Consider the following 21,735-nt stretch of genomic DNA (forward strand, 5'->3'; position numbering starts at 1 on the left):
TCACCGCGCAAAACGCCTGGCGCCCGCCACGCACGCGATCACCAGCAGCGTCACCAACAGCATGCCTGGGCTGACCTGTTCATGCAGCAGCCAAGCCGCCAGCGCCAGGCCGAAGAATGGTTGCAGTAACTGCAACTGGCCGACCGCGGCGATACCGCCCTGAGCGAGGCCGCGATACCAGAATACAAAGCCGAGCAACATGCTGAACAACGCCACGTAGCCCAGGCTCAGCCACGCCGGCAGGCTGATCGCGGTGACACTCGACGGCGCCAGCATCAGGCTCAGTGGCGCCACTACCGGCAGCGCCACCACCAGCGCCCAACAGATCACCTGCCAACCGCCCAGGCTGCGCGACAGCGTGGCGCCCTCGGCGTATCCCAGGCCGCACACCAGCACCGCCAGTAGCATCAGCAGGTCACCGGCCGGGGCAGCGGTCAGGCCCTGCGCGAAGGCGTAGCCCACCACCAGCGCGCTGCCCAGCAGCGAGAACAGCCAGAATACCGGGCGTGGCCGCTCGCCACCGCGCCACACCGCAAACACCGCCGTGGCCAGCGGCAACAGCCCGATAAACACAATGGAATGGGCTGAGGTCACGTATTGCAGCGCCAGCGCAGTCAGCAGGGGAAAACCAATCACCACGCCCAGCGAAACGATGACCAGGGGCAGCCACTGTTGGCGGGTGGGGCGTTTTTCCTTGAACACCCACAGCAGCACTACCGCGAGCAGCGCGGCGAGGGTGGCGCGGATCACGGTCAGGAACACCGGGTCGAATTCCATTACCGCCAGGCGCGTGGCCGGCAGCGAACCGCTGAAAATCACCACGCCGATAAAACCGTTGATCCAGCCCTGTGCGCGGGTGTCCGGGGTGCCGAGCGTATGTTCCATGAGGTCTGCCTGAAAAAGAGAAGTTGCGTGGGCGTCATCCTAGGAGCGAGCATTGGCACAATCAAAAAATTGTCATGGATACACCTTGCATGCCGCGAGCCCGTTACAAACTGCTGGTCGATCGCTTCGCCCAGGCAATTCGCTCAGGCGCGATGGCGCCCGGTACTCGGCTGCCCACGCACCGTCAGCTGGCCGCCGAACATGGCCTTGCGCTGGCCACCGCGAGCCGGGTGTACACCGAGCTGGAGGCCATGGGCCTGGTCAGTGGCGAAACCGGACGCGGTACGTTTGTGCGTGAAATCGCCTTGCCGCCGGGGCAGGGCAGCGGGCAGATGAACGTGGCGGCGGGGCTGCTCGATCTGAATTTCAACTACCCGTCGTTGCCTGGTCAGGCTGACCTGCTGCGCACGGCTTTGCGTCAATTGGCGCTGTCGGGCGACCTGGAGGCATTGCTGCGTTACCAGCCGCACGCCGGCCGCGTGCACGAGCGCGCCGCTGTCGCTCGGCATTTGCTTAGCCGCGGATTATGCGTAACCGCCGAGCAGGTGCTGGTGGTCAGCGGCGCGCAGCATGGCCTGGCGGTGACGATGATGGCGCTGCTCAAGCCCGGCGATGTGATTGCTGTCGATGCGCTGACCTACTCGGGGTTCAAGGTGCTGGCCGACACGCTGCACCTGGAAATCCTGGCCCTGCCGGCCAACGCCCACGGCCCGGACCTGGACGCCCTGCAGGCGTTGTGTCGTCGCCGTCCGGTGCGCGCGGTGTACAGCATGCCGACGTTGCATAATCCACTTGGCTGGGTAATGGACCTGGCGCAGCGCGAGCGGTTGGTGCACATCGCCCAACAACACAATCTGATGATTATCGAGGACGCGGCCTACGCGTTTCTCGCCGAGGACGCGCCGCCACCCGTGGCCAGGCTGGCGCCGGAGCGCACGGTGTATGTCGGCGGGTTATCCAAAAGTGTCGCCACTGGCCTGCGGGTAGGATTTGTCGCCGCGCCACCGGCCTGGGTCAAGGCGTTGGAGCGCAGCGTCATGGCGACCACCTGGAACGTGCCCGGCGTCATGAGCGCAATCGCCGTGGGTTGGCTCGAAGACGGCACCGTGGCACAGCTGGAAGCGCAAAAGCGCGAGGATGCGCGGGCGCGCCAGGCGTTGGCGGCCCAGGTGCTCAAGGGGCTGGCTTACACCGCTCATCCCTCTTCGTATTTCTTATGGCTGCCCCTGGCCGAAGATGCCCGCGCCGATCAGGTGGCGATGCAACTGCAGCGCCAGGGCGTGTCGGTGTCCACCGCCGAGCCGTTCGCGGTCTCGACCCATGTGCCGCATGCACTGCGCCTGGCCCTGGGGTCGGTGGACATGCCGGCACTGCGCGAAGCATTGCTCAAGGTGCGCAGTGCCGTGATGTGGTGAGCCGCGCCGGCTCACCGGGGAATCAGAACTTGAAGGCCTGACGGCCGATCAGCAGCCAGTGGCCTTTGTGTTTCTGCCAGACCTGGAAGTTCTCGATATCGGTGGGCACCTCGACACCGCTGTTCACCGCCTGGGCGTGAAAGTGATTGCGCACCAGCGCGGTATCGCCGCTCAAGGTGATGGTCTGCTTCTGCATTTCCAGAGTCTTGAAGCCGCTGCGGCCGGTCTCTATGTCGGCGATGAATTCCTGCTTGTTCTGAATCTTGCCGCTGGAGTGGCCGTAGGTCAGCTTTTCGGCGGTGAGGGCCTGTAACTGATTGATGTCCTTGTGCAGCATGGCTTGGGTCAGGTGGTCGACGGCTTGGGCGACGTCCTTGTCATCGGTGGCGGGGGCGGCGGCGACATAGCCGCTGAACAGGCACAGAAAACCGATCAGCACTTTCATATTCTGCATGGGGCGTTCCTTATTGTTGTTGAGAGAGACGACATTCGATGTCGTCGTACAACCATGCAATATTTTGAAAGGGTAAGGAAATTAAATTTTGAATATCCCTGAATATAAGGCGCTTCGTGTTCGATTTAACTGGTATGACGTCCTAATACAGTGCATGGGGACGTACGGCTTCCTGTCGAACTGGCGCATCGCTATGCTCGTTGCCTCCCCCTGGCCGAGAATCAGATGGACACGTTAGTGTGCGTTCAGTGGCGGCGTGCGCGGCGGGATCAGGCGTTTGCTGCCGGTGGCTTCGTACGCCGAGGCGTAGCGCAGCAACGCCGAGTCATCGTATGCCCGACCGGCAAACGTCAGCCCCACCGGCATGCCGATATCCGCCATCACGCCCATCGGTACGGTGACGGTAGGCACGCCCAGGTGGCGGATGGCGAGGTTGCCGTTGGCCACCCAGATGCCGTTGCTCCAGGCGATGTCGGCACTGGCTTCGTTGATATCCGCATCCGCCGGGCCAACGTCGGCCACGGTGGGGAACAGCACCGCGTCGAGGCCGAGGCTGTCCATCCAGTCCTCCAGGTCGATGCGTCGGGTCTGTTCCAGGCCGCGTAGGCCGTCGGGGACGCTGGCGATTTCATTCCACGGCGTGATGCCGCGCTGGGCCATGCGCACGTACTCGTCCATGCCGGCCGCGAGGTCGTCTTCGCGGTTGGGCAGGGTGCCGGGGTCGTGGGGGAAAATCTGCGGGCCGTCGACGTCCGCCAGGCGGTTGAGGGCCAGGTCGTTATTGGCGCGCAGGAAATCGTCGAAGGCCCATGCGGAAAGCTCCCACAATTCATCGTGCAGGAACTGCTTGGACACCAGGCCACGGGTAAACACCGTCGGTGCGCCCGGGCGGTCGCCTTCGCAGTTGGACACCAGCGGGAAATCCACCTCGACCACTTCCGCGCCGGCGGCTTCCAACGCCTGGCGCGCGGCCTGCCACAGGTCAATCACGCTCGCGCGGGTGTGGATTTTCTGCCCGGTCGGGCCACCGATACCGGGTTTTTCGCTGGTGCCGGCCTCAGGGTCGGCATTGATATACATACGTGGCACGCCGAAGCGTTTACCCGTCAGGGTTGTGCTGTCGACAGCCAGTTCAGCATAGGAAGCAGGGCGCACCGAGGTAACGCTGGGGATCGGCACCCAGGGTTGCAGGCGCCACAGGTCGCCACGGGTGTCGGGGTCTTCGGCGACCACCACGTCGAGTACTTCCAGCAGGTCGGCCATGGTGCGTGCAAACGGCACCACCACGTCCATGGTCGGGGTCAACGGCCAGTTGCCGCGCACCGAAATCACCCCGCGTGACGGCGTGTAGGCACATAGACCGTTGTTGGAGGCCGGGCCACGGCCGCTGGACCAGGTTTCTTCAGCCAGGCCGAACGCGGCGAAACTGGCCGCCGTCGCAGTACCGGCACCGTTGGACGAGCCGGAGGCGAACGGCGCGGTCAGGTAATCGGCGTTGTAGGGGCTCTCGGCACGGCCGTACACGCCGCGCTGCATACCGCCATTGGCCATCGGCGGCATATTGGTCTTGCCCAGGCAGATCGCACCACCGGCGCGCAGGCGTTCGATGGTGAACGCGTCACGACAGGCCACCAGCTTGGCGAACGCCGGGCTGCCGGAGGCCGCTGTGAGGCCTTTGACCAGGTAACTGTCCTTGGCCGTGTAAGGAATGCCATCCAACGGCCCGAGGGTCTCACCCTTGGCTCGCCGCGCATCGGACGCCCGCGCTTCTTCCAGCGCCTGGGGATTGCGCACCACCACGGCGTTCAGCGCGGTGGCCGTTTGCGGACCGTCATAGGCATCGATCCGCGCCAGGTAGGCCTTGACCAGTTCAACGGCAGTGGTCTGGCCGGATTCAAGCGCCGCGCGCAGCTGGGCAATGGAAACTTCAGTAACTTGCATCACGTTTTTTCGCCGCCTTCAGAGGGGAGGTATGGCGGCAGTCTACGGACAGATATTTCACAAAACCAGCGCGCAATAGTCCGCATAGGCACCGCGCATTACTTCCCAAGTGTGCGCATCGGCGGGGATCAGGTGTTCGATGCGCAAGGAGGTGAGGGTGATGTCCTGGGGCATGCCGAAGGTGGTGAAGGTCGATAGGAAGCTCAACTCGCCCCGGCGCGAACGGACGCGCGTCAGCACCAGCGGCGGCATAGACGCTGGCAATTCGGTGACGTCCGGCGCCGGCAAGCCGGCCAACAGCGTGGCCAACTCGGGGTTACCCAACGCTTCGCGGCTGGCGCGTTGCCAAGCCACGCTGCGGATTTCTTCGGCATTGATTAAGTGATCGCCCAGGCCGCCCGGCTGTAGCAGAGTGGCCATCAGGTTCAGGCCGTCAGTGGCTTGGGGCGCGATCCCGACCAGTTCAAACAACACCCCAGTGCTGGCATTGGCGGCCAGTACCTCCCAATGACTGCCCAGCAGGATCGCCGGCGCGGGGTTGTTGGCATGCAGCACATGGCTGACGGCTTCGCGAACCGCCGCCATGCCGGGCGCGGCGAGCGCAGTGGCGGTATAGCGCGGCGCGTAGCCGGCCGCCAGGAACACGCGGTTGCACTGCTCCAACGGTGCGTCCAGCGCGCTGAGCAGGTTATGCAGCGTGCCGGGGCTGGCCCTCGCGCGGCCGGTTTCGACGCAACTGAGATGGCGCTGGGACACACCGGTGACCAGCGCCAGTTCCAACTGGCTCAGCTTGGCGCGGCGGCGCAATTGGCGCAGTTGTGCGCCGGCAGTCGAAGGGGTGTCCATGGCCAATTCATGACCTCCTTGGTCATTGCGAGGAGCGTCACCTTATCACTAGGGTGATGCTCGATCACATCAAGGAGCAGACTATGCACAGACCTTTCATTGCCCTGGCCGCGTTGCTGGGGTTTTCCCTGTATACCCTTGTGACCCTGCTCACTGCCGAGCAATCGCTATTGGCTTTTGGCCGGCAACTGCTGTCACGCCCGGACACGGCGCAGGTGGTTATCGACCTGTACTTGATGGCAGTGCTGGCCTGCGTGTGGATGTATCGCGATACGCGTCGGCGCGGGCGGCCGATGGTGTCGGTGCTGCCGTACTGGTTGCTGACGGCGGTGTTCGTATCGGTGGGGCCGTTGTTGTATCTCGTGGTGAAGGGTTTTACCCCGCCAGCGCGCAGATAGCTCCGCTCTGGTAGATGCTGCTTGCGGTAGCGAATCGGCTCAGCACAACAGTCGGCGCCTCAAACGCCAGCCCCCGTCCCACTCACCAACTGAATCCGGTCACGCCCACCTCGCTTGGATTCATACAACGTGGCATCCCCCTGTTCGATCAACGCCGCCAGGCTGGCCGGCGGTTGGTCGAACAGCAGGGCGCCGATGCTCAGTGTCACCGGTTGCGGCGTGGTGAAGCGTTGGCAGGCCAGTTGTTGGAATTGCCCGCGTAGTTGATTGCCCAGTTCCACGATCCCCTGCGCACTGGTGGCATTGAGCAGGATGGCGAATTCGTCACCGCCCAGGCGCGCGGCCAGGGCGCCGTCGGGGGTTACGCTGCGGATCATTTCACTCAATGCGATCAGCAGGTGGTCACCGGCGCTGTGACCATGCAGGTCGTTGACGCTTTTGAAGTGATCGATGTCGATCAGCAGCAGTGCGCCCGGTTGTGCGGCCGACGCCTGGGCCAGCAGGCGTGGCGCGCGCAGGTTCAGGGCGCGGCGGTTGTAGAGCGCGGTGAGCGGGTCGCGGGCGGCGAGGCGGGCGATGTGCTGTTCGCGGCGATAGCGTTCCGAGCCGGTCATCGACAGCGCAATCAGCATGATCGCCATGGCGCCTTCCACCAGTGACACCTGGATGATTTCGCCCTTGAACGCCGCGAGGTCGATCAAGGTGCCGGGAACCACCGCCGACGCAGCCTTGGCCACGTAGAAAGCGCCATGAATCAATAAAACATAGCGCAGTTGCACCGCGCCGACGCTCAGGGATTTGCCATGGGGACGCAGCAGAGAACTGGCGCGCAACGTCGGCAACGCCACCAGCAGCGACTGCACCGCCAACATCGCCTTTGACCACGGCAGGTCGGCCGGCAGCATCAGCATGCCAAGCCAGACCGGCAGCATCAGTGCCCAAAGCGCTGACAAACGCACTTGGGTAAACCGCGCCACCCCGAGCAAAAACAGAAAATGTGCGCTCACCAGCAAACCGTTGGCGAACCAGATGCCGATCACCAGGTAGCCATTGATACGCAGCAGCGCCAGGGTCGAGCCGACGGTGATGGTGGCGAAACCGGCGCTCCAACAGAGCAAGGAGGGTTCGCGCACACTGCGCCATTCAATCAACAGGTAAAGCGCAGCCGCGGCCGCCAGGGCGACGGTCAGGGCCAGGATCGTGGGTGGGTCGAGCGTCATAGCGTGCAGAACTGCCTGGTGTGCGTTTAAACGCGAATTGTAAGCGCACACACAGGTTTTTCAGAACATAAACCGTAATGGCATACCGCCATCCGATGGCCGGCGGTCAAACCCCTTTAGTCGATGGCAGCAGCACCGTGAGTATCCCTACCAACGGCAGGAACGAACACAGCTTGTAGACGTATTCGATGCCGTGGTTGTCCGCCAGCAGGCCGAGCAAGGCTGCGCCGATCCCGCTGAAGCCGAACATCAGGCCAAAGAAGATGCCGGCGATCATGCCGACATTGCCCGGCACCAGCTCCTGGGCGAACACCACGATGGCCGAGAACGCGGAGGCCAGGATAAAACCGATCACCACGCTGAGCACGGCGGTCCAGAACAGGTCGACATAGGGCAGCGCCAGGGTGAACGGCGCGGCGCCGAGGATCGAGAACCAGATGACTTTCTTGCGCCCGATGCGATCGCCGATCGGCCCGCCGAAGAACGTGCCTGCGGCCACTGCACCGAGGAACAGGAACAGGTACAGCTGGGAGTTGGCCACCGACAGGTGGAATTTTTCGATCAGGTAGAAGGTGAAGTAGCTGGTCAGGCTGGACATGTAGAAGTACTTGGAAAATACCAGCACCGCGAGCACCACCAGGGCAAACGTCACGCGGCCCTTGGACAGGCCGTGGGTGGCCTGGCCGCCCTGCTTTAGCTTGAACAGGTTGAGGTGGTTGCGATACCAGCGGCTCAAGCCATACAACACGCCGATGGCGAACACCGCAAACAGGCCGAACCAGGCGATATGGTCCTGGCCGTAGGGGATGATAATCGCCGCCGCCAGCAGCGGGCCGAATGCGCTGCCGGTGTTGCCGCCGACCTGGAAGGTCGATTGCGCCAGGCCGTAGCGACCGCCGGAGGCCAGGCGCGCGACGCGCGAGGTTTCCGGGTGAAAGGTCGACGAGCCCACGCCCACCAGGCCGGCGGCGAGCAGGATCGCCGCGAAGCTGCCGACAAACGCCAGCAGCAGGATGCCGACCAACGTACAGACCATGCCGGCCGGCAGCAGCCACGGTTTGGGATGACGGTCGGTGTGATAGCCGATCCACGGCTGCAGCAGCGAAGCAGTGAGCTGGAAGGTGAGGGTGATCATGCCCACCTGGGTAAAGCTCAACCCATAGTTGGCCTTGAGCATCGGATAGATCGACGGCAGCACCGCCTGGATCAGGTCATTGATCAGGTGCGCCAGGGCGCAGGCGCCGATGACGCGCAGCACCAGCGGACTGGCTTGGGGTGGGCTCGGGGTGGCGACAGGTGAGGCGGTCAGGGTCGACATGCAGGCATTCCATACAAGGCAGCAAACGGTGTGGAGACGGGCAGCGATGTTATGAATCGCTGCTCTCTATCTGGACGCGGTGTTTATGCTAGATTCGGCGCAAATGCCTGTCTCGCGTAATTGGGGCGGCAATCATCGCAAAAAGGGCGAAATGATCAAATCACTGGACACATTCCTGCGCGAGATCGACGAGGGCGACTGGGCCGTGATCAGTTCGGCCACCGACTACCCGGAAAACTGGGTGATCCCCGACCACAGTCACGAGAAGCATCAACTGTTGTACGCCACCGAGGGTGTGATGGTGGTGCATTCGGCGCACAACCAGTGGACCGTGCCGCCCCATCGCGGTTTCTGGATGCCCAGCGGTCATGTTCATTCCCTGCGCTGCGTGGGCGCGTTGAAAATGCGCAGCGTGTTCGTGCGTCCCGAAAGTTTCCCGAATTTGCCGAGCGAGACCAAGGCGGTGAGCATTTCGCCGCTGCTGAGCGAGCTGATCAAGGCATCGGTCAGCCTCAAGCCGCCGTACGCAGAAGACTCGCGGGACGCGCGCATCATGCACTTGATCCTGGATGAGCTGGCGTTGTTACCGGCCTTGCCACTGTCGCTGCCGCAGCCGGCCGACCTGCGTATCCGGCAGATCTGCGAGGCCTGGCAGCACGATCCCGGTGATGCCTCCACCGTCGCCCACTGGAGCGCGCGGCTGGCGCTGGACCAGAAAACCATCCAGCGTCTGTTCCGCAAAGACACCGGTATGACCTTCGGGCAGTGGCGCCAGCAGGCGCGCCTGTTACTGGCATTGGAGCGCATTGCGCTGGGCGAGAAAATCATCGACGTGGCGCTGACGCTGGGCTACGACAGCCCCAGCGCCTTCACCAGCATGTTCAAGAAACAGTTCGGCAAAACGCCGAGTCAGTTTTTTACCTAAGCCGTCGCGTCAGCCCAGCAACCCATGGAACGCAGTGATGTCCAGCGGGCGGCTCAGGAAATAGCCCTGGCCCTCGTCGCAGGCCACCGACTTGAGCATCGCCAAGTGTTCGGCGGTCTCGATGCCTTCGGCGGTTACCGTCAGGGACAGTGCGCGACCCAGGCCGACGATGGCCTGGATAATAGCCTTGTCATCCTCGCTTTCTTCCAGGCGATTGAGGAAGCTGCGGTCGATCTTCAGGCCGTCGAACGGGAACGCGCGCAGGTAGCTCAGCGATGAATAGCCGGTGCCGAAATCGTCCATGGCGATGCGCACCCCAAGCTGCTTGAGGGCATGCATCACTTCCAGCGCGCCGGGAGCGTCTTCGAGCATCACGCTTTCGGTGATTTCCAGCTCGACCCGCGCCGGATCAATGCCCGAGGCCTGCAACGCCTGCTGCACGCGCTCCACCAGATTGCCGCGCTTGAACTCGGTGGGCGACAGGTTCACCGACACAAACAGCAGGTCCGGCCAGCGCGCCGCATAGGCACAGGCCGTTTCCAGGACCCAGTCGCTCAGCGCCAGGATCAGCCCGGACTCTTCGGCAATCGGAATAAATGTGTCCGGCGCGATCAGCCCACGCACCGGATGTTGCCAACGCACCAGTGCTTCGGCGCCGACCATTTGCCCGTCGGTGATGCGGTAACGCGGCTGGAAGTGCAGGCGCAGTTCGGCGTGCTTGATCGCGAAGCGCAGGTCGCTTTCCAGGCGGCGCCGCTCGATGATCCGCGCGTTCATTTCCCCGGAGTAGAAACGCCAGGTATTACGCCCCGCGGACTTGGCTTCATAGAGCGCAATGTCGGCATAGCGCAACAGCTCGGTTACGTTGCCGGCGTCATTGGGCGCCAGGGCGATACCGATGCTGGCGCTGATAAACACCTCCTGCTCGTCGATCCGCACGGCCTGCTCGATGGAGGCGATCAAGCGTCGACACAGGTTCTCGACCTCGTCCTGGGTGCCGGCATCGCTGAGGATCAACACAAACTCATCGCCGCCGACCCTGGCCACCAGGTCGCCGTGGCGCACACAATCGGCCAGGCGCCCGGAAACCTCGTTGAGCACCCGGTCGCCGGCGGCGTGACCGAGCAGGTCGTTGACCGGTTTGAAGCGGTCCAGGTCCAGGCTGAGCATCACCAGCGGACGGTCCGGAGACGGCAAGGTCTTGAGCTTGCCATTGAGGAATGCCTGCAGGCGCGTGCGGTTGGCCAGCCCGGTGAGCGCGTCATGCTGGGACAGGAACTCGATACGCCGGCGTGCCTCGACTTCTTCGGTGACGTCCGTCGCGGTGCCACGAAACCCCCCACAAGGCATTTCCCGCGCGGCCAGGCGGGTCATGCGCTCCTGGCCCTGGGCATCTACGTAGCGACATTGCAGGCTCAAGTCCGGACGGCGCTCGGGGTCGCCCAGCCATTGCGAGAGCAGGCCTGCCTCGGTGCCGAGCAGGTCAACCATGGCCGCGCCGATCCAGGCGTGGCGGTCCAGCCCGGTGACACTCTGGAAACGCTCCGACAGGTAAGTGAAGCGCCAGTGTGCGTCGATTTCCCAGACCCAGTCGGAGCTGGCCTCCACCACGTCGCGAAAACGCGCTTCGCTGGTGGCCAAGGCGTTCTGGCTGTTCTGCAGCGAGGCATGGCTGGCATCCAGGGCCAGGGCGTCCGCCGTGGCCCGGCGTGAAATCACCCAGGCCATCAGGCACACCAGCAATGCGGCCAGGCTCAGCAGCGGCAGGCCAATGCCTATAAGGCGCAGGCCGGGACGTTCGGGGTCCCAATGCAGGCTGCCGGCGTCGCCGTTTTCGCCCAGGGGCACCAGCAGCACATTGCCGATGTCATCGGGCGTGGCGATGTGCAGATTGTTCACGCCGAATTCACGGCCGATTAGCGCCAGCTTGTCGGCGGTGAGCAGGTCGACGAACACCAGCACCGAGGGCAGCCGGCCATCGACGGTGACCGTGGGATCGGTGCCTGGGGTGATGGCTGCGGCGGCCACCAGCGCGGGGCTGCCGCGTACGTTGATAAAACGCGTGACCGGAGCCTGGTCCTCGGCACCGGCGCGGGCCTGCTCAAGAATGCCGGTGATGGGCTGCCCCAGCCATTGGCTGAGTTCGACGCTCTGCATTTCGCCCTCGACCACGGCGTAGACCGTCTGGTCGGCCTCGTTGACCACAAACAGCCCCTGGAAGCCAAAGTCCTTGAACAGCGTCGGGCCGACGTTTTCACGCACGTAGGCCCATTCCGTGTCGACGGTGACGTGCAGGTGCTTGTAGGCATCGCTCCAGAACGCGTAGTCCTTGACGGTCAAGCGCAGGGATTTTTCCAGCGACTGCATGGCTTTGCGCGTATAAAAAGCGCTTTCGACCTGCTCGGTGTGGTCCAGGTCGTGCGCGATGTACACCAGAGAATAAGCCGCTGCGATAAACACACACGCCAACAAGGCCATGAAATTGAGCAGTGAGGTGCGGGTCAGCGAAAGGCTGGTGCGGGTGGAGAGGGTACGGACGATAGGAGCGAGAGTATTTGGCATTATTTCCCGCAGGGCGTCGCTGCAAGTCATGGATATGACAGTTTATCGGCGCTCCCTCAGAAATATTTAGAAACTCAGGCGAGACTGCCTTCGGCGTTATGGCCGGATGCGCGCCGGCTGACGCGGGCCGTGGCCCAGGCCAGGATCGCCGCCGCGCACAGGACCGCCGCGCTCAGTTCGAACGTAGCCTGATAGCCCAGCAGATCGAACACCGCGCCGCCCAGCATAGCCCCGGCCGCAATGGCCAATTGAATGATCGCCACCATCAGGCCGCCGCCGGCTTCGGCGGCGTCGGGCAGGGTGCGGGCCAGCCAGGTCCACCAACCCACCGGCGCGGCGGTGGCCACCAGCCCCCAGAGCCCCAGCAACAGTGTGGTGATGACGGCTGAACCGCCAAAGCTCACCAAGGCGAGGGCGATCACGGCCATCGCCAGGGGAATCAAGGTCAAGGTGCGATACAGGTTGCGTTGCACAAAGCGTTCGATCAGCAGCGTGCCCGCCAGCCCTGCAACGCCCAGCACCAGCAGAATCAACGAGAGCAGCGTCACGCTGACGTGGGTCACGTCTTCCAGAAACGGGCGCAGGTAGGTGAACAACATGAACTGGCCCATGAAAAAGGCACTCACGGCGAGCATGCCCAGGGCCACCGGCGGGCGCTTGAGCAGCGCAAAAACGTTGCCGGTGCCGGCCCGTCGCGGTGATGTGATCGATGGCAGGCTCACCCATAACCACACCAACGCCAGCACCGCCACCGGCACCACGCAGAAAAACGCTCCGCGCCAACCGATGATGCCGCCGAGAAAACTGCCCAGCGGCGCCGCGATCACTGTCGCCAAGGCGTTGCCACCATTGACCAGCGCCAAGGCACGCGGCACCTGGGCCTCGGGCACCAGGCGCATGGCAGTGGCCGCCGATAACGACCAGAAACCACCGATCGCCACGCCGATCAGCGCGCGGCCAAGCATGAACACCTGAAAGCTGGGCGCCATCGCCACTACCGTGCCGGACACGATCATCAGCGCGGTCAAGCCCAGCAGCAGGCGCTTGCGGTCCATCCGCGCGGCGACCGCGGCGATCATCAGGCTGGTGAGCAGGGCGAACAGCCCGGACACCGATATGCCCTGGCCGGCCTGGCCCTGGCTGATATGCAGGTCCGTGGCCAGCGGCGTGAGCAGGCTCACCGGCATGAATTCCGAGGCGACCAAAGTGAAAGCGGCAAGCGCCATCGCGAATACGGCGCCCCAACGCGGGGAATGCGGGGTAGCGTTCATGAACATGAATCCTGTAGAGCGCAAACGGCGGCAGCCTGGTGATCCAGGCCACCGCGCTCGTCGGTTATTGCAATTGGCGCTTGAAGAAGGCGCCGAGCTTGGCGAAGGGAATCAGGTTGACCCGGTCGTAAAGGTCTACATGGCCGGCCCCTGGGACAATCAGCAGTTCCTTGGGTTCGGCGGCGCGCTGGTAGGCGTCCTCGCTGAATTCCAGGGAGTGTGCGTCCGCACCTGCGATCAACAGCAATGGGCGCGGGGACAGCGTCTCGATGTCATTGAACGGATAGAAGTTCATGAACTTCACATTGCTGGTCAACGTCGGCCGCGTGGTGGTCTGGGCCGAGGCGCCGTCGGGCGTGACCTGGCCACGCGGGGTGCGGTAGAAGTCGTAGAACTCGTCACCCACGGCGTCCCCGGTCAGGGTCAGCGGCGTGCCGCCGGTGTAGGCGGTCTCGCCACCCTGGAACTCCACATAGCGCTGGTTGGCCGCCTGCAGCAGGACCTTGCGCCGTTGCTCCAGGGTCATGCCGTGCTTGAGACCGTTGCGGTTGGCCGCGCCCATGTCGTACATGCTGACCGTGGCGATGGCTTTGAAACGCGGGTCGATCTTGGCCGCCGCAATCGCGAAGCTGCCGCTGCCGCAGATACCGATCACGCCGATGCGTTCGCGGTCGACCATGGGCCGAGTGCCCAGGAAATCCACGGCGGCACTGAAATCCTCGACATACAGGTCAGGCAGCACGGCATTGCGCGGCTGGCCGGCGCTTTCGCCCCAGAACGAGAGGTCCAGGGACAGCGTGACAAAACCCTGTTCGGCCATTTTGGTGGCGTAGAGATTGGCGCTTTGTTCTTTGACCGCGCCCATGGGATGGCCGACCACCAGCGCGGCGCTTCGGGTGCCGGGGGCGAGGTGCTTGGGCACGAACAGATTGCCCGCCACCCGCAGGCCGTATTGGTTATTGAAAGAGACCTTTTCGACGGTCACTTGTGGGCTGGTGTAGAAGTTGTCGGCACCGTTGGACATATCGGCTCCCAGTGAAGAAAAAGACGTCACCAGCAAACCCAGAGCGAGCAAGAGGCGTTTCATCGGATGATCCTTGGAGGAAAGGGGTGTGCCTATTGTCCTCAAGACCTCCGGGCATCTGTAGTGCGTTACCCTGGATTACTTGCCTGATCCTCTGAGTCATGCGTGCCCACCGGGACAGTATCGCGGTGGCGCGCTACAGTGCACCGACCACAGCAGAGAGCCCCTTATGAACCTCCATCAAGCGCCCCTGGACGCGCTGATCCAGTCGATTGCCCGGCATGTGCCAAGCCCCGGCGACCGCCCGATGCCGATTCCAGGCCTGGGTTTCTATCGACGTGAATGGCCGCAGCCTCCCGTGGTGTGCATGGTCGAGCCATGCATCGTGCTGGTGGCGCAGGGCGAAAAAGCAGTTGTGGGTCGGCGGCCATGGCTACGGCTATGACCCTGCGCGCTTCCTGCTGACGTCCCTGGATATTCCGGCCAATTCCGAGGTGGTGCGCGCCAGCGCCGAGCAGCCGTGCCTGGGCCTGACCTTCAAGCTCGACCTGCGCATGCTTGCGGAGTTGATCGCCCAGGGCGAGACGCCGCCCACCCGTGAGCGGGCCGCATTGACAGGCGTAGGTATCGGCACCATCACCGGCGGCCTGCTCGATGGGGTCGCGCGTCTGGTGGCGTTGCTGGATGAACCCGCCGCTATCCCGGTGCTCGCGCCGTTGATCCAGCGCGAGATCCATTATCGGCTCCTGCAGAGCGATCAGGCCGGTCGCCTGCGACGCATCTGTGCCGTGGACGGGCAGGGCTATCGCATCGCCAAAGCCATCGACTGGTTAAAGCTCAACTACGACGCGACGCTGCGTGTGGATGAGCTGGCGGCGCGGGTGCAGATGAGTGCGGCCACGTTCCACCATCACTTTCGCCAGCTGACGGCGATGAGCCCGTTGCAGTATCAGAAATGGTTGCGCTTGAACGAGGCACGCCGGTTGATGCTCAACGAGCATCACGACGTTTCCAGCGCGGCCTTCAGGGTGGGGTATGAAAGCCCGTCGCAATTCAGCCGCGAATACAGTCGACTGTTCGGCTTGCCGCCCAAGCGCGATATCGCCGGGCTGCGCCGAGGCATCCACTAGCGCTCGTGGGCAGTGAGGTTGGCGAAGAAGATGCAGCCGATCAGGCGCGCGAACAGGCTCAGGGTTTCGGCGAGGTTGGGGTCGTCGAACAGCATCGCCTTGGAGTCCAGCGCACACAGCGCACCGAACAGACGGCCGTCGGGCAGGAAAATCGGAGCACCGGCGTAGCTCTCGATGGCGTACTGCTTGACCACCGGGCGCGTGGCGAAGCGGCCGTTCTGACTGACCTGGGGGATGAACAGGGTCTGCGGGTTGATGCAGAACTCACTGCACAGCGTGGTTTCCAGATCGAGCACGTCATCCGGATGGATGCCCATGTCGAAAGGGTCATGCACCGAGCACACCACCCATTCCAGGTCGGTGAATTTGGCGATGCCAGCAAAGCGCATGCCGGTCAGACGCGTGACGAGTTGCAGGATGCTGGTGGTGGCTTCGATTTCGGCGATGGCGGCGCGTTCTTCCGGGCTGAGCAATGACAGTGGTGCGGTGACGCTGGAAAGCATGCTGAACACTCCAAAGGCGCGGTGGTGGTGGCCACCGCGCACGGACAGGTCTTAGTTGATGCGAGGATGCTGTTGCACCAGGTTTTCACGCTTGGCTTCAAGCTCGGCGATCTCGGCGTCGATATCTTCGATCTTCTGCTCGATATTGTCATGGTGTTCTTGCAGCAGTTCCTTGGCTTCTTCCATGTCCGAGGCAGCCGGAGCCGCACCGCGCAGAGGGCGGTTGGCGGTTTCTTTCATCGTCAGGCCGGTGATCAGGCCGACCACCGCAAACGCCATCAGGTAGTAGGCGGGCATGTACAGGTCATTGGTGGTTTCCACCAGCCAGGCGACGGCGGTCGGGGTCAGGCCTGCGATCAGCACCGAGACGTTGAACGCGCTGGCCAGCGCGCTGTAGCGCAGGTGCGTGGGGAACATCGCCGGCAGCGTGGAAGCCATGACGCCGATAAAGAAGTTCAGCACGATGGCCAGGATCAACAGCCCCGCGAAGATCAGACCGATCTTGCCGCTGGTGATCAGCATAAAGGCCGGGATCGCCAGCAACAGCAGGCCGATACTACCGGCAATAATGAAGGGTTTGCGGCCGATCTTGTCACTGACAAATCCGATGAACGGTTGCACGAACAGCATGCCGACCATGATTGCGATGATGATCAGCACACCGCTGTTTTCTTTGTAATGCAGATTGTGGGACAGATAGCTCGGCATGTACGTGAGCAGCATGTAGTACGTCACGTTGGTCGCCGCCACGATGCCGATACACGTGAGCAGGCTGCGCCAGTGTTTGGTGGCGACTTCCTTGAACGAGACTTTCGGGCCGTGGGACAGGCCTTCGCGGTCGCCTTGTTCGAGGCTGTCCATGTGCTGCTGGAACGCCGGAGTTTCTTCCAGTGCGTGGCGCAGATACAGACCAATCATGCCCAGAGGCAGGGCAAGGAAGAACGGCAGGCGCCAGCCCCAGGACTCGAACTGGGCTTCGCCGAGGATGCTGGAGATCAGCACCACCACACCGGCGCCGAGCACGAAGCCGGCGATGGAACCGAAGTCCAGCCAACTGCCGAGGAAGCCGCGCTTACGGTCCGGCGCGTATTCGGCGACGAAGATCGATGCGCCGGTGTATTCACCGCCCACCGAGAAACCTTGCGCCATCTTGCACAGCAGCAACAGGATCGGCGCCCAGATGCCGATGCTGTCGTAGCCGGGGATGAGGCCGATGGCGAAGGTGCTCAGCGACATGATCACGATGGTCGCCGCCAGGACTTTCTGCCGCCCATACTTGTCGCCCAGGGCGCCGAAGAACAGGCCACCCAGCGGACGAATCAAAAACGGTACAGAGAAGGTGGCCAGCGCGGCGATCATTTGCACGCTGGGCGAAGCGTCCGGGAAAAACACCTTGCCCAGCACATAGGCGACAAACCCGTAGACGCCAAAGTCGAACCATTCCATGGCGTTACCCAGTGCAGCGGCGGTGATCGCCTTGCGCATCTTGGTGTCATCGACAATGGTGATGTCATTCAATCCGATGGGATTGACGCTTTTCTTACGTGATTTCATGCGGACCACTCTAAAACAGAACAGGGGAGGTGCTATCACTGCGATAGCACCGCTCTGTCACTTCAGATACAAGTGCATGCGAAATAATTCACCGCTATTTGCGTTTTTTTGCGGATAGGGTGAGTGGCCTTAACCCCTAAGGAGCAATCAGCGAATGTCGTCCAGCAACTCACGCCTGGTTTACCGTGCGCCCCAATCCGATGATGTGCAGCGATTGTTCGCGATCTTCGGCGACCCCCAGACGAACCTGTTCAACCCGGCGGGGCCTATGCAGCATTGGGCGGATGCACAACGGCTGCTCGACAGATGGATGGCGCAGTGGGCCAGCGGCGGCTACGGCTGGTGGGCGATTGCCCATCGCGACACGCCGTGCCACATCATCGGCTTTGGTGGTATCGCGCCTATGAATTACCTCGGCCAGCAGCGTATCAACCTTGGCTATCGCTTTGCCGTTCAGGCCTGGGGGCAGGGCTATGCCACCGAACTGGGCCGCGACGCGCTGACACTGGCGTTCGAAACCCTCCAATTGCCCGAAGTGTTCGGGCTGGTGCGTCCGAACCACACGGCGTCGATCCGCGTGCTGGAGAAGATCGGCATGCAGCGCCACGGCCTGCTCGACGACGTTCCCGGCCAGGCACCGAGCCTGGTGCTGCGGGTTTGCCGCCCAGCGACTGAACCGGCCTGAGCAGGGCCGACCAACAGCTCTGTGGCGAGCGGGCTTGCCCCGCGCTGGATTGCGCAGCAGCCCTCAAAAGCACACCGCGTTTCTCCCGCTGATGAAACGGTAATTACCCGCCTTGTCATCATATGACCTTGCTTGAACGAGGCTGCCTAATTTACCGGTAATGCCGGATTGACAGCGTCCACGCGGCCCGATATAAAAGCCGCAGTTGTACGACGACATATGACGTTGCGTATGTCCTATCTAACAAAAATAAAAAGTGATGCCATGAATCTAAGCGAGCCCATCAAAGCCCATCGTGTCGGCCAGGCCGTCGGCAACTATCGTTGGACCATCTGCGCGATGCTGTTTTTCGCCACGACCGTCAACTACCTCGACCGCCAGGTGCTCAGCCTGCTGGCGCCGCAGTTGTCGACGCAATTCGGCTGGAGCAACACCGATTACGCCAACATCGCCGCCGTGTTCCAGTTTGTGTATGCCATTTCCATGCTGTTCGCCGGACGCTTCGTCGACAAAATCGGTACCAAGGCGGCCTATGTGATCGCCATCGCCATTTGGTCCACGGGTGCGGTGATGCATGCGTTCTCCGTGCCGATGGGCGAGGGCATCGCCGCCATCAGTGGCGCCATCGGGCTGGCGGTGATCCCGGTGTCGATTGCCGGCTTCATGCTGTCCCGCGCGGTGCTGGCGGTTGGTGAGGCGGGTAACTTCCCGATTGCGATCAAGGCTACCGCTGAATACTTCCCCAAAAAAGAACGCTCGCTGGCCACCGGTATCTTCAACTCCGGTGCCAACGTCGGTGCGATCCTGGCGCCGATCTGCGTACCGCTGATCGCCGGTCTGTGGGGCTGGGAAGCCGCCTTCATCGTGATCGGCATGCTCGGTTTCGTATGGGTAGCGGTATGGATCGGGCTGTATCAGAAGCCTGAAGAGCAGAAACGCCTGTCGGCCGAGGAGTTGGCTTACATCCGCAGCGACCAGACCGTTCAGCCGTTCGCCCAGGCACCTGCAGGCGCCACGCCGAAAAAAGTCTCGTGGTTCAAGTTGCTCACCTATCGCCAAACCTGGGCCTTTGCGTTCGGCAAGTTCATGACCGACGGCGTGTGGTGGTTTTTCCTGTTCTGGTTGCCCACCTACCTGGCGGCGCAATACGGCATGAAAGGCGCCGATATCGTGATGCCCCTGGCCGTGCTGTACAGCATGACCATGGTCGGCAGCATCGGCGGCGGCTGGTTCCCCAGCTACTTCATGGCCCGAGGCGACGCCCCTTACGACGGCCGCATGAAAGCCATGCTGGTGATTGCGCTGTTCCCATTGGTGGTCCTGCTGGCGCAGCCGTTGGGCTACATCAGCTTCTGGGTGCCGGTATTGTTGATCGGCGTCGGTGCTTCGGCGCACCAGGCATGGTCGTGCAATATCTTCACCACGGTGTCCGATATGTTTCCGCAGAAAACCGTGGCCTCGGTGGTCGGCATTGGCGGCATGGCCGGCGGGCTGGGCGGTGTAGTGATGACCAAGATCGGCGGCTGGGTATTTGACTACTACAAGTCCATCAATGACATCCACACCGGCTACATGATCATGTTCGCGATCTGTGCCCTGGCGTATCTGGTGGCCTGGAGCGTGATGAAGACCCTGGTGCCACGCCACAAGGAAATCACTGACCTGTAAATCAATCTGCCGGAGCGGGCACACCGCTCCGGCAGCGCGCGATCAACGATTGCGCGTTACCCGCCACACGGTGTTGGCCAGGTCGTCGGCGATGATCAATGCGCCTTTCGGGTCCACCGTCACCCCCACCGGACGCCCACGCGTCTTGCCATCCTCGCCGCGAAAGCCGGTAGCGAAGTCCAGCGGTTCACCGGCCGGCTTACCGTCCTTGAACGGCACGAAAATCACCTTGTAGCCCACCGGCTGGTCGCGGTTCCAACTGCCGTGCTCGCCGACAAACACGCCGTCGGCAAAGCGCTCGCCCAGCGCCGGGAGGGAAAAGTCCACGCCCAGGGCGGCCACATGGGAACCCAGGCTGTAATCGGGTTTGATCGCCGCCGCGACTTTCGCCGGGTTCTGCGGTTGCACGCGCGGATCGACGTTCTGGCCCCAGTAGCTGTAGGGCCAGCCGTAGAATGCACCCTCGCGCACCGAGCTCAGGTAATCCGGTACCAGGTCGGGGCCGAGTTCGTCGCGCTCGTTGACCACTGTCCACAATTGCCCGGAATCCGGTTGGATCGTCAGCGCAGTCGGGTTGCGCAGGCCGGTTGCATAGGGCCTGTGCGCGCCGGTCTGGGCATCGATCTGCCAGACCATGGCACGGTCGATTTCCACTTCCATGCCGCGCTCGGTGATGTTGCTGTTGGAACCGATACCCACATACAACTGACGACCATCGGCGCTCACGGCCAGGGATTTGGTCCAGTGGTGGTTGATCTGCGCCGGCAGGTCGGTGACTTTGACCGGCGCGCCGCTGGCCTTGGTCTGACCGTCGGTGTAGTCGAATCGCACCAGCGCGTCCTGGTTGGCCACGTACAGCTTGCCATCGGCGAAGGCCAGGCCGTAGGGCGCGTTGAGGTTATCGGCGAACACTGTCTTGAGCTCGTAGGTACCGTCACCGTCGGCGTCGCGCAGCAGGGTGAGGCGGTTGCCGCCCTTGACCTGGGTGTTGCCCTGGGCCTTGATCACGCTGGCGATCACGTCCTTGGGCTTGAGCTTGGCCGCGCTGCCGCCCCGGCCCTCGGCGACAAGGATATCGCCGTTGGGCAGTACCAGGGTCTGGCGTGGGATGGCCAGGTCGGTGGCAATCGCCGTGACGCTGTAGCCCTCGGGTACGGTGGGTTTCTGCTCGCCCCAGGGCGTTGGCTCGGCGATCTTCATGCTCGGCAGCAGGCTGCTTTGTTGTTCGGGCAATTTGGGATCGGGGCCGCGCGCCTGGGTCTTGTCGCCTTCAGCGCCACAGGCACTCAGCAGCAGGGCGGTGCTTAGCACGGTCAATGCATGGCAGGTTTTCATCGGGCACCTCCGGTGCGCAGGCCGGTCCAGGTGGCGAGGATTGCCAGCACGGTTACGATTGCCGACAGCACCAGGCCGGCGGGCATCATGGCGTAGGCGTCCTTGGCGTGCTGGAACGCATCGATCAACCCCAGCACCCAAGTGGCCAACAGCAGCAGTACATAGGCGACGGGGCGTCCGGCTTTGTGGGTGGCGCGCAGCAGGTTGACCAGCGCGAACACCAGGGCCAGGCCACAGAACACCAGTGCACCGGCAATCAACCAGGACGCGAAGTTGGCCCATTGAATCTGGAAGGTCTGAGCGTAGGTGATGTCACTGAGCAGGGCGCCCAAAAACAGCGGCACGCTGCCGGCCAGCAAGGTCGCGTGCAGCGGACCGGGCCGGATATCGGGGTAGGTGGGGAGGGTAGTCATGGGGGAAGCGGCTCCTTATCGTGCAGCGCCCTGGGCTCAGGGACGCAGTGACTTCGCATAGGAAAGGAGCGTGTCATTTGTAGGAAAGTTCATAGATGTTATACCGAGGATACGTGTCGAAATATTATGAACCGCGTGGCGTGTTCCTCGGCCCAAGCTCTTATGATCTCGCCCTCACTCAGTCCAGG

Annotated in this window: 18 protein-coding genes and 1 pseudogene; 6 read left to right on the plus strand and 13 right to left on the minus strand. The window is 63.0% G+C overall.

Annotated features, from left to right (window positions below; all coding sequences use genetic code 11):
- On the minus strand, positions 1-885 hold the full coding sequence (locus QRN10_RS22610) for a DMT family transporter (RefSeq protein WP_285429189.1): 885 nt from the start codon (positions 883-885) through the stop codon (positions 1-3).
- Between the two features lie 89 nt (positions 886-974).
- Between QRN10_RS22610 and QRN10_RS22615 the strand changes: the two genes are divergently transcribed.
- The gene (locus QRN10_RS22615) at positions 975-2,300 is read left to right on the plus strand and encodes an aminotransferase-like domain-containing protein (protein ID WP_285429190.1); all 1,326 of its coding nucleotides are present in this window, start codon (positions 975-977) and stop codon (positions 2,298-2,300) included.
- Between the two features lie 22 nt (positions 2,301-2,322).
- Here the strand turns inward: QRN10_RS22615 and QRN10_RS22620 are convergent, their stop codons facing one another.
- From QRN10_RS22620 to QRN10_RS22630, 3 genes are all read right to left on the minus strand, one after another.
- The gene (locus QRN10_RS22620; protein ID WP_253507946.1) at positions 2,323-2,754 is read right to left on the minus strand and encodes a nuclear transport factor 2 family protein; all 432 of its coding nucleotides are present in this window, start codon (positions 2,752-2,754) and stop codon (positions 2,323-2,325) included.
- A gap of 234 nt (positions 2,755-2,988) precedes the next feature.
- On the minus strand, positions 2,989-4,698 hold the full coding sequence (locus QRN10_RS22625) for an amidase (RefSeq protein ID WP_285429191.1): 1,710 nt from the start codon (positions 4,696-4,698) through the stop codon (positions 2,989-2,991).
- Between the two features lie 54 nt (positions 4,699-4,752).
- On the minus strand, positions 4,753-5,541 hold the full coding sequence (locus QRN10_RS22630) for a helix-turn-helix domain-containing protein (RefSeq protein ID WP_181077897.1): 789 nt from the start codon (positions 5,539-5,541) through the stop codon (positions 4,753-4,755).
- Between the two features lie 83 nt (positions 5,542-5,624).
- Between QRN10_RS22630 and QRN10_RS22635 the strand changes: the two genes are divergently transcribed.
- Positions 5,625-5,939 carry a DUF2834 domain-containing protein gene (locus QRN10_RS22635; protein WP_181077896.1) on the plus strand — a complete coding sequence of 105 codons (315 nt, stop codon included), beginning with the start codon at positions 5,625-5,627 and terminating at the stop codon, positions 5,937-5,939.
- Positions 5,940-5,998: 59 nt separating this feature from the next.
- Here the strand turns inward: QRN10_RS22635 and QRN10_RS22640 are convergent, their stop codons facing one another.
- Positions 5,999-7,159, minus strand: coding sequence for a GGDEF domain-containing protein (locus tag QRN10_RS22640; protein ID WP_181077895.1), 1,161 nt, complete (start codon positions 7,157-7,159; stop codon positions 5,999-6,001).
- A 106-nt stretch (positions 7,160-7,265) separates the two neighbouring features.
- Complete coding sequence (locus QRN10_RS22645) at positions 7,266-8,477, minus strand: MFS transporter (protein ID WP_181077894.1); 1,212 nt, start codon at positions 8,475-8,477, stop codon at positions 7,266-7,268.
- 103 nt (positions 8,478-8,580) lie between these two features.
- Here QRN10_RS22645 and QRN10_RS22650 point away from each other — a divergent pair, with 103 nt between their 5' ends.
- Complete coding sequence (locus QRN10_RS22650; protein ID WP_285429192.1) at positions 8,581-9,402, plus strand: AraC family transcriptional regulator; 822 nt, start codon at positions 8,581-8,583, stop codon at positions 9,400-9,402.
- Positions 9,403-9,411: 9 nt separating this feature from the next.
- Here the strand turns inward: QRN10_RS22650 and QRN10_RS22655 are convergent, their stop codons facing one another.
- The 3 genes from QRN10_RS22655 to QRN10_RS22665 all read right to left on the minus strand — a co-directional run bounded on the left by QRN10_RS22655 (position 9,412) and on the right by QRN10_RS22665 (position 14,322).
- Positions 9,412-11,964 (minus strand): bifunctional diguanylate cyclase/phosphodiesterase, encoded by a 2,553-nt coding sequence (locus QRN10_RS22655; protein ID WP_181077892.1) that lies wholly within the window; start codon positions 11,962-11,964, stop codon positions 9,412-9,414.
- 74 nt (positions 11,965-12,038) lie between these two features.
- Positions 12,039-13,235 (minus strand): MFS transporter, encoded by a 1,197-nt coding sequence (locus QRN10_RS22660; protein ID WP_285429193.1) that lies wholly within the window; start codon positions 13,233-13,235, stop codon positions 12,039-12,041.
- Positions 13,236-13,299: 64 nt separating this feature from the next.
- Complete coding sequence (locus QRN10_RS22665) at positions 13,300-14,322, minus strand: alpha/beta hydrolase (protein WP_285429194.1); 1,023 nt, start codon at positions 14,320-14,322, stop codon at positions 13,300-13,302.
- A 166-nt stretch (positions 14,323-14,488) separates the two neighbouring features.
- Between QRN10_RS22665 and QRN10_RS22670 the strand changes: the two are divergent.
- Positions 14,489-15,389: pseudogene (locus QRN10_RS22670) on the plus strand (AraC family transcriptional regulator).
- On the opposite strand, the gene QRN10_RS22675 reads toward QRN10_RS22670, so the two are convergent.
- Together QRN10_RS22675 and proP are read right to left on the minus strand one after the other, a co-directional pair.
- The gene (locus QRN10_RS22675) at positions 15,386-15,892 is read right to left on the minus strand and encodes a GAF domain-containing protein (protein ID WP_181077888.1); all 507 of its coding nucleotides are present in this window, start codon (positions 15,890-15,892) and stop codon (positions 15,386-15,388) included. The pseudogene QRN10_RS22670 and the gene QRN10_RS22675 overlap by 4 nt on opposite strands.
- A gap of 51 nt (positions 15,893-15,943) precedes the next feature.
- Positions 15,944-17,446, minus strand: coding sequence for a glycine betaine/L-proline transporter ProP (gene proP / locus QRN10_RS22680; RefSeq protein ID WP_181077887.1), 1,503 nt, complete (start codon positions 17,444-17,446; stop codon positions 15,944-15,946).
- A 154-nt stretch (positions 17,447-17,600) separates the two neighbouring features.
- Here proP and QRN10_RS22685 point away from each other — a divergent pair, with 154 nt between their 5' ends.
- On the plus strand, positions 17,601-18,131 hold the full coding sequence (locus QRN10_RS22685; protein WP_285429195.1) for a GNAT family N-acetyltransferase: 531 nt from the start codon (positions 17,601-17,603) through the stop codon (positions 18,129-18,131).
- 264 nt (positions 18,132-18,395) lie between these two features.
- A complete protein-coding gene (locus tag QRN10_RS22690) occupies positions 18,396-19,799 on the plus strand; it encodes an MFS transporter (protein WP_181077883.1) in 1,404 nt (467 codons plus the stop codon).
- 42 nt (positions 19,800-19,841) lie between these two features.
- Here QRN10_RS22690 and QRN10_RS22695 read toward each other — a convergent pair whose 3' ends face one another.
- Together QRN10_RS22695 and QRN10_RS22700 are read right to left on the minus strand one after the other, a co-directional pair.
- Entirely contained in the window at positions 19,842-21,134 is a 1,293-nt protein-coding gene (locus tag QRN10_RS22695; RefSeq protein WP_285429196.1) for a PQQ-dependent sugar dehydrogenase, read from the minus strand.
- Positions 21,131-21,547 carry a DUF2231 domain-containing protein gene (locus QRN10_RS22700; protein WP_181077880.1) on the minus strand — a complete coding sequence of 139 codons (417 nt, stop codon included), beginning with the start codon at positions 21,545-21,547 and terminating at the stop codon, positions 21,131-21,133. The genes QRN10_RS22695 and QRN10_RS22700 overlap by 4 nt, the downstream gene beginning before the upstream one ends.
- Positions 21,548-21,735: the final 188 nt, after the last annotated feature.

The sequence above is a fragment of the Pseudomonas sp. lyk4-R2A-8 genome (genome assembly GCF_030209095.1).
GTDB classification, from domain to species: Bacteria; Pseudomonadota; Gammaproteobacteria; order Pseudomonadales; family Pseudomonadaceae; genus Aquipseudomonas; species Aquipseudomonas quebecensis.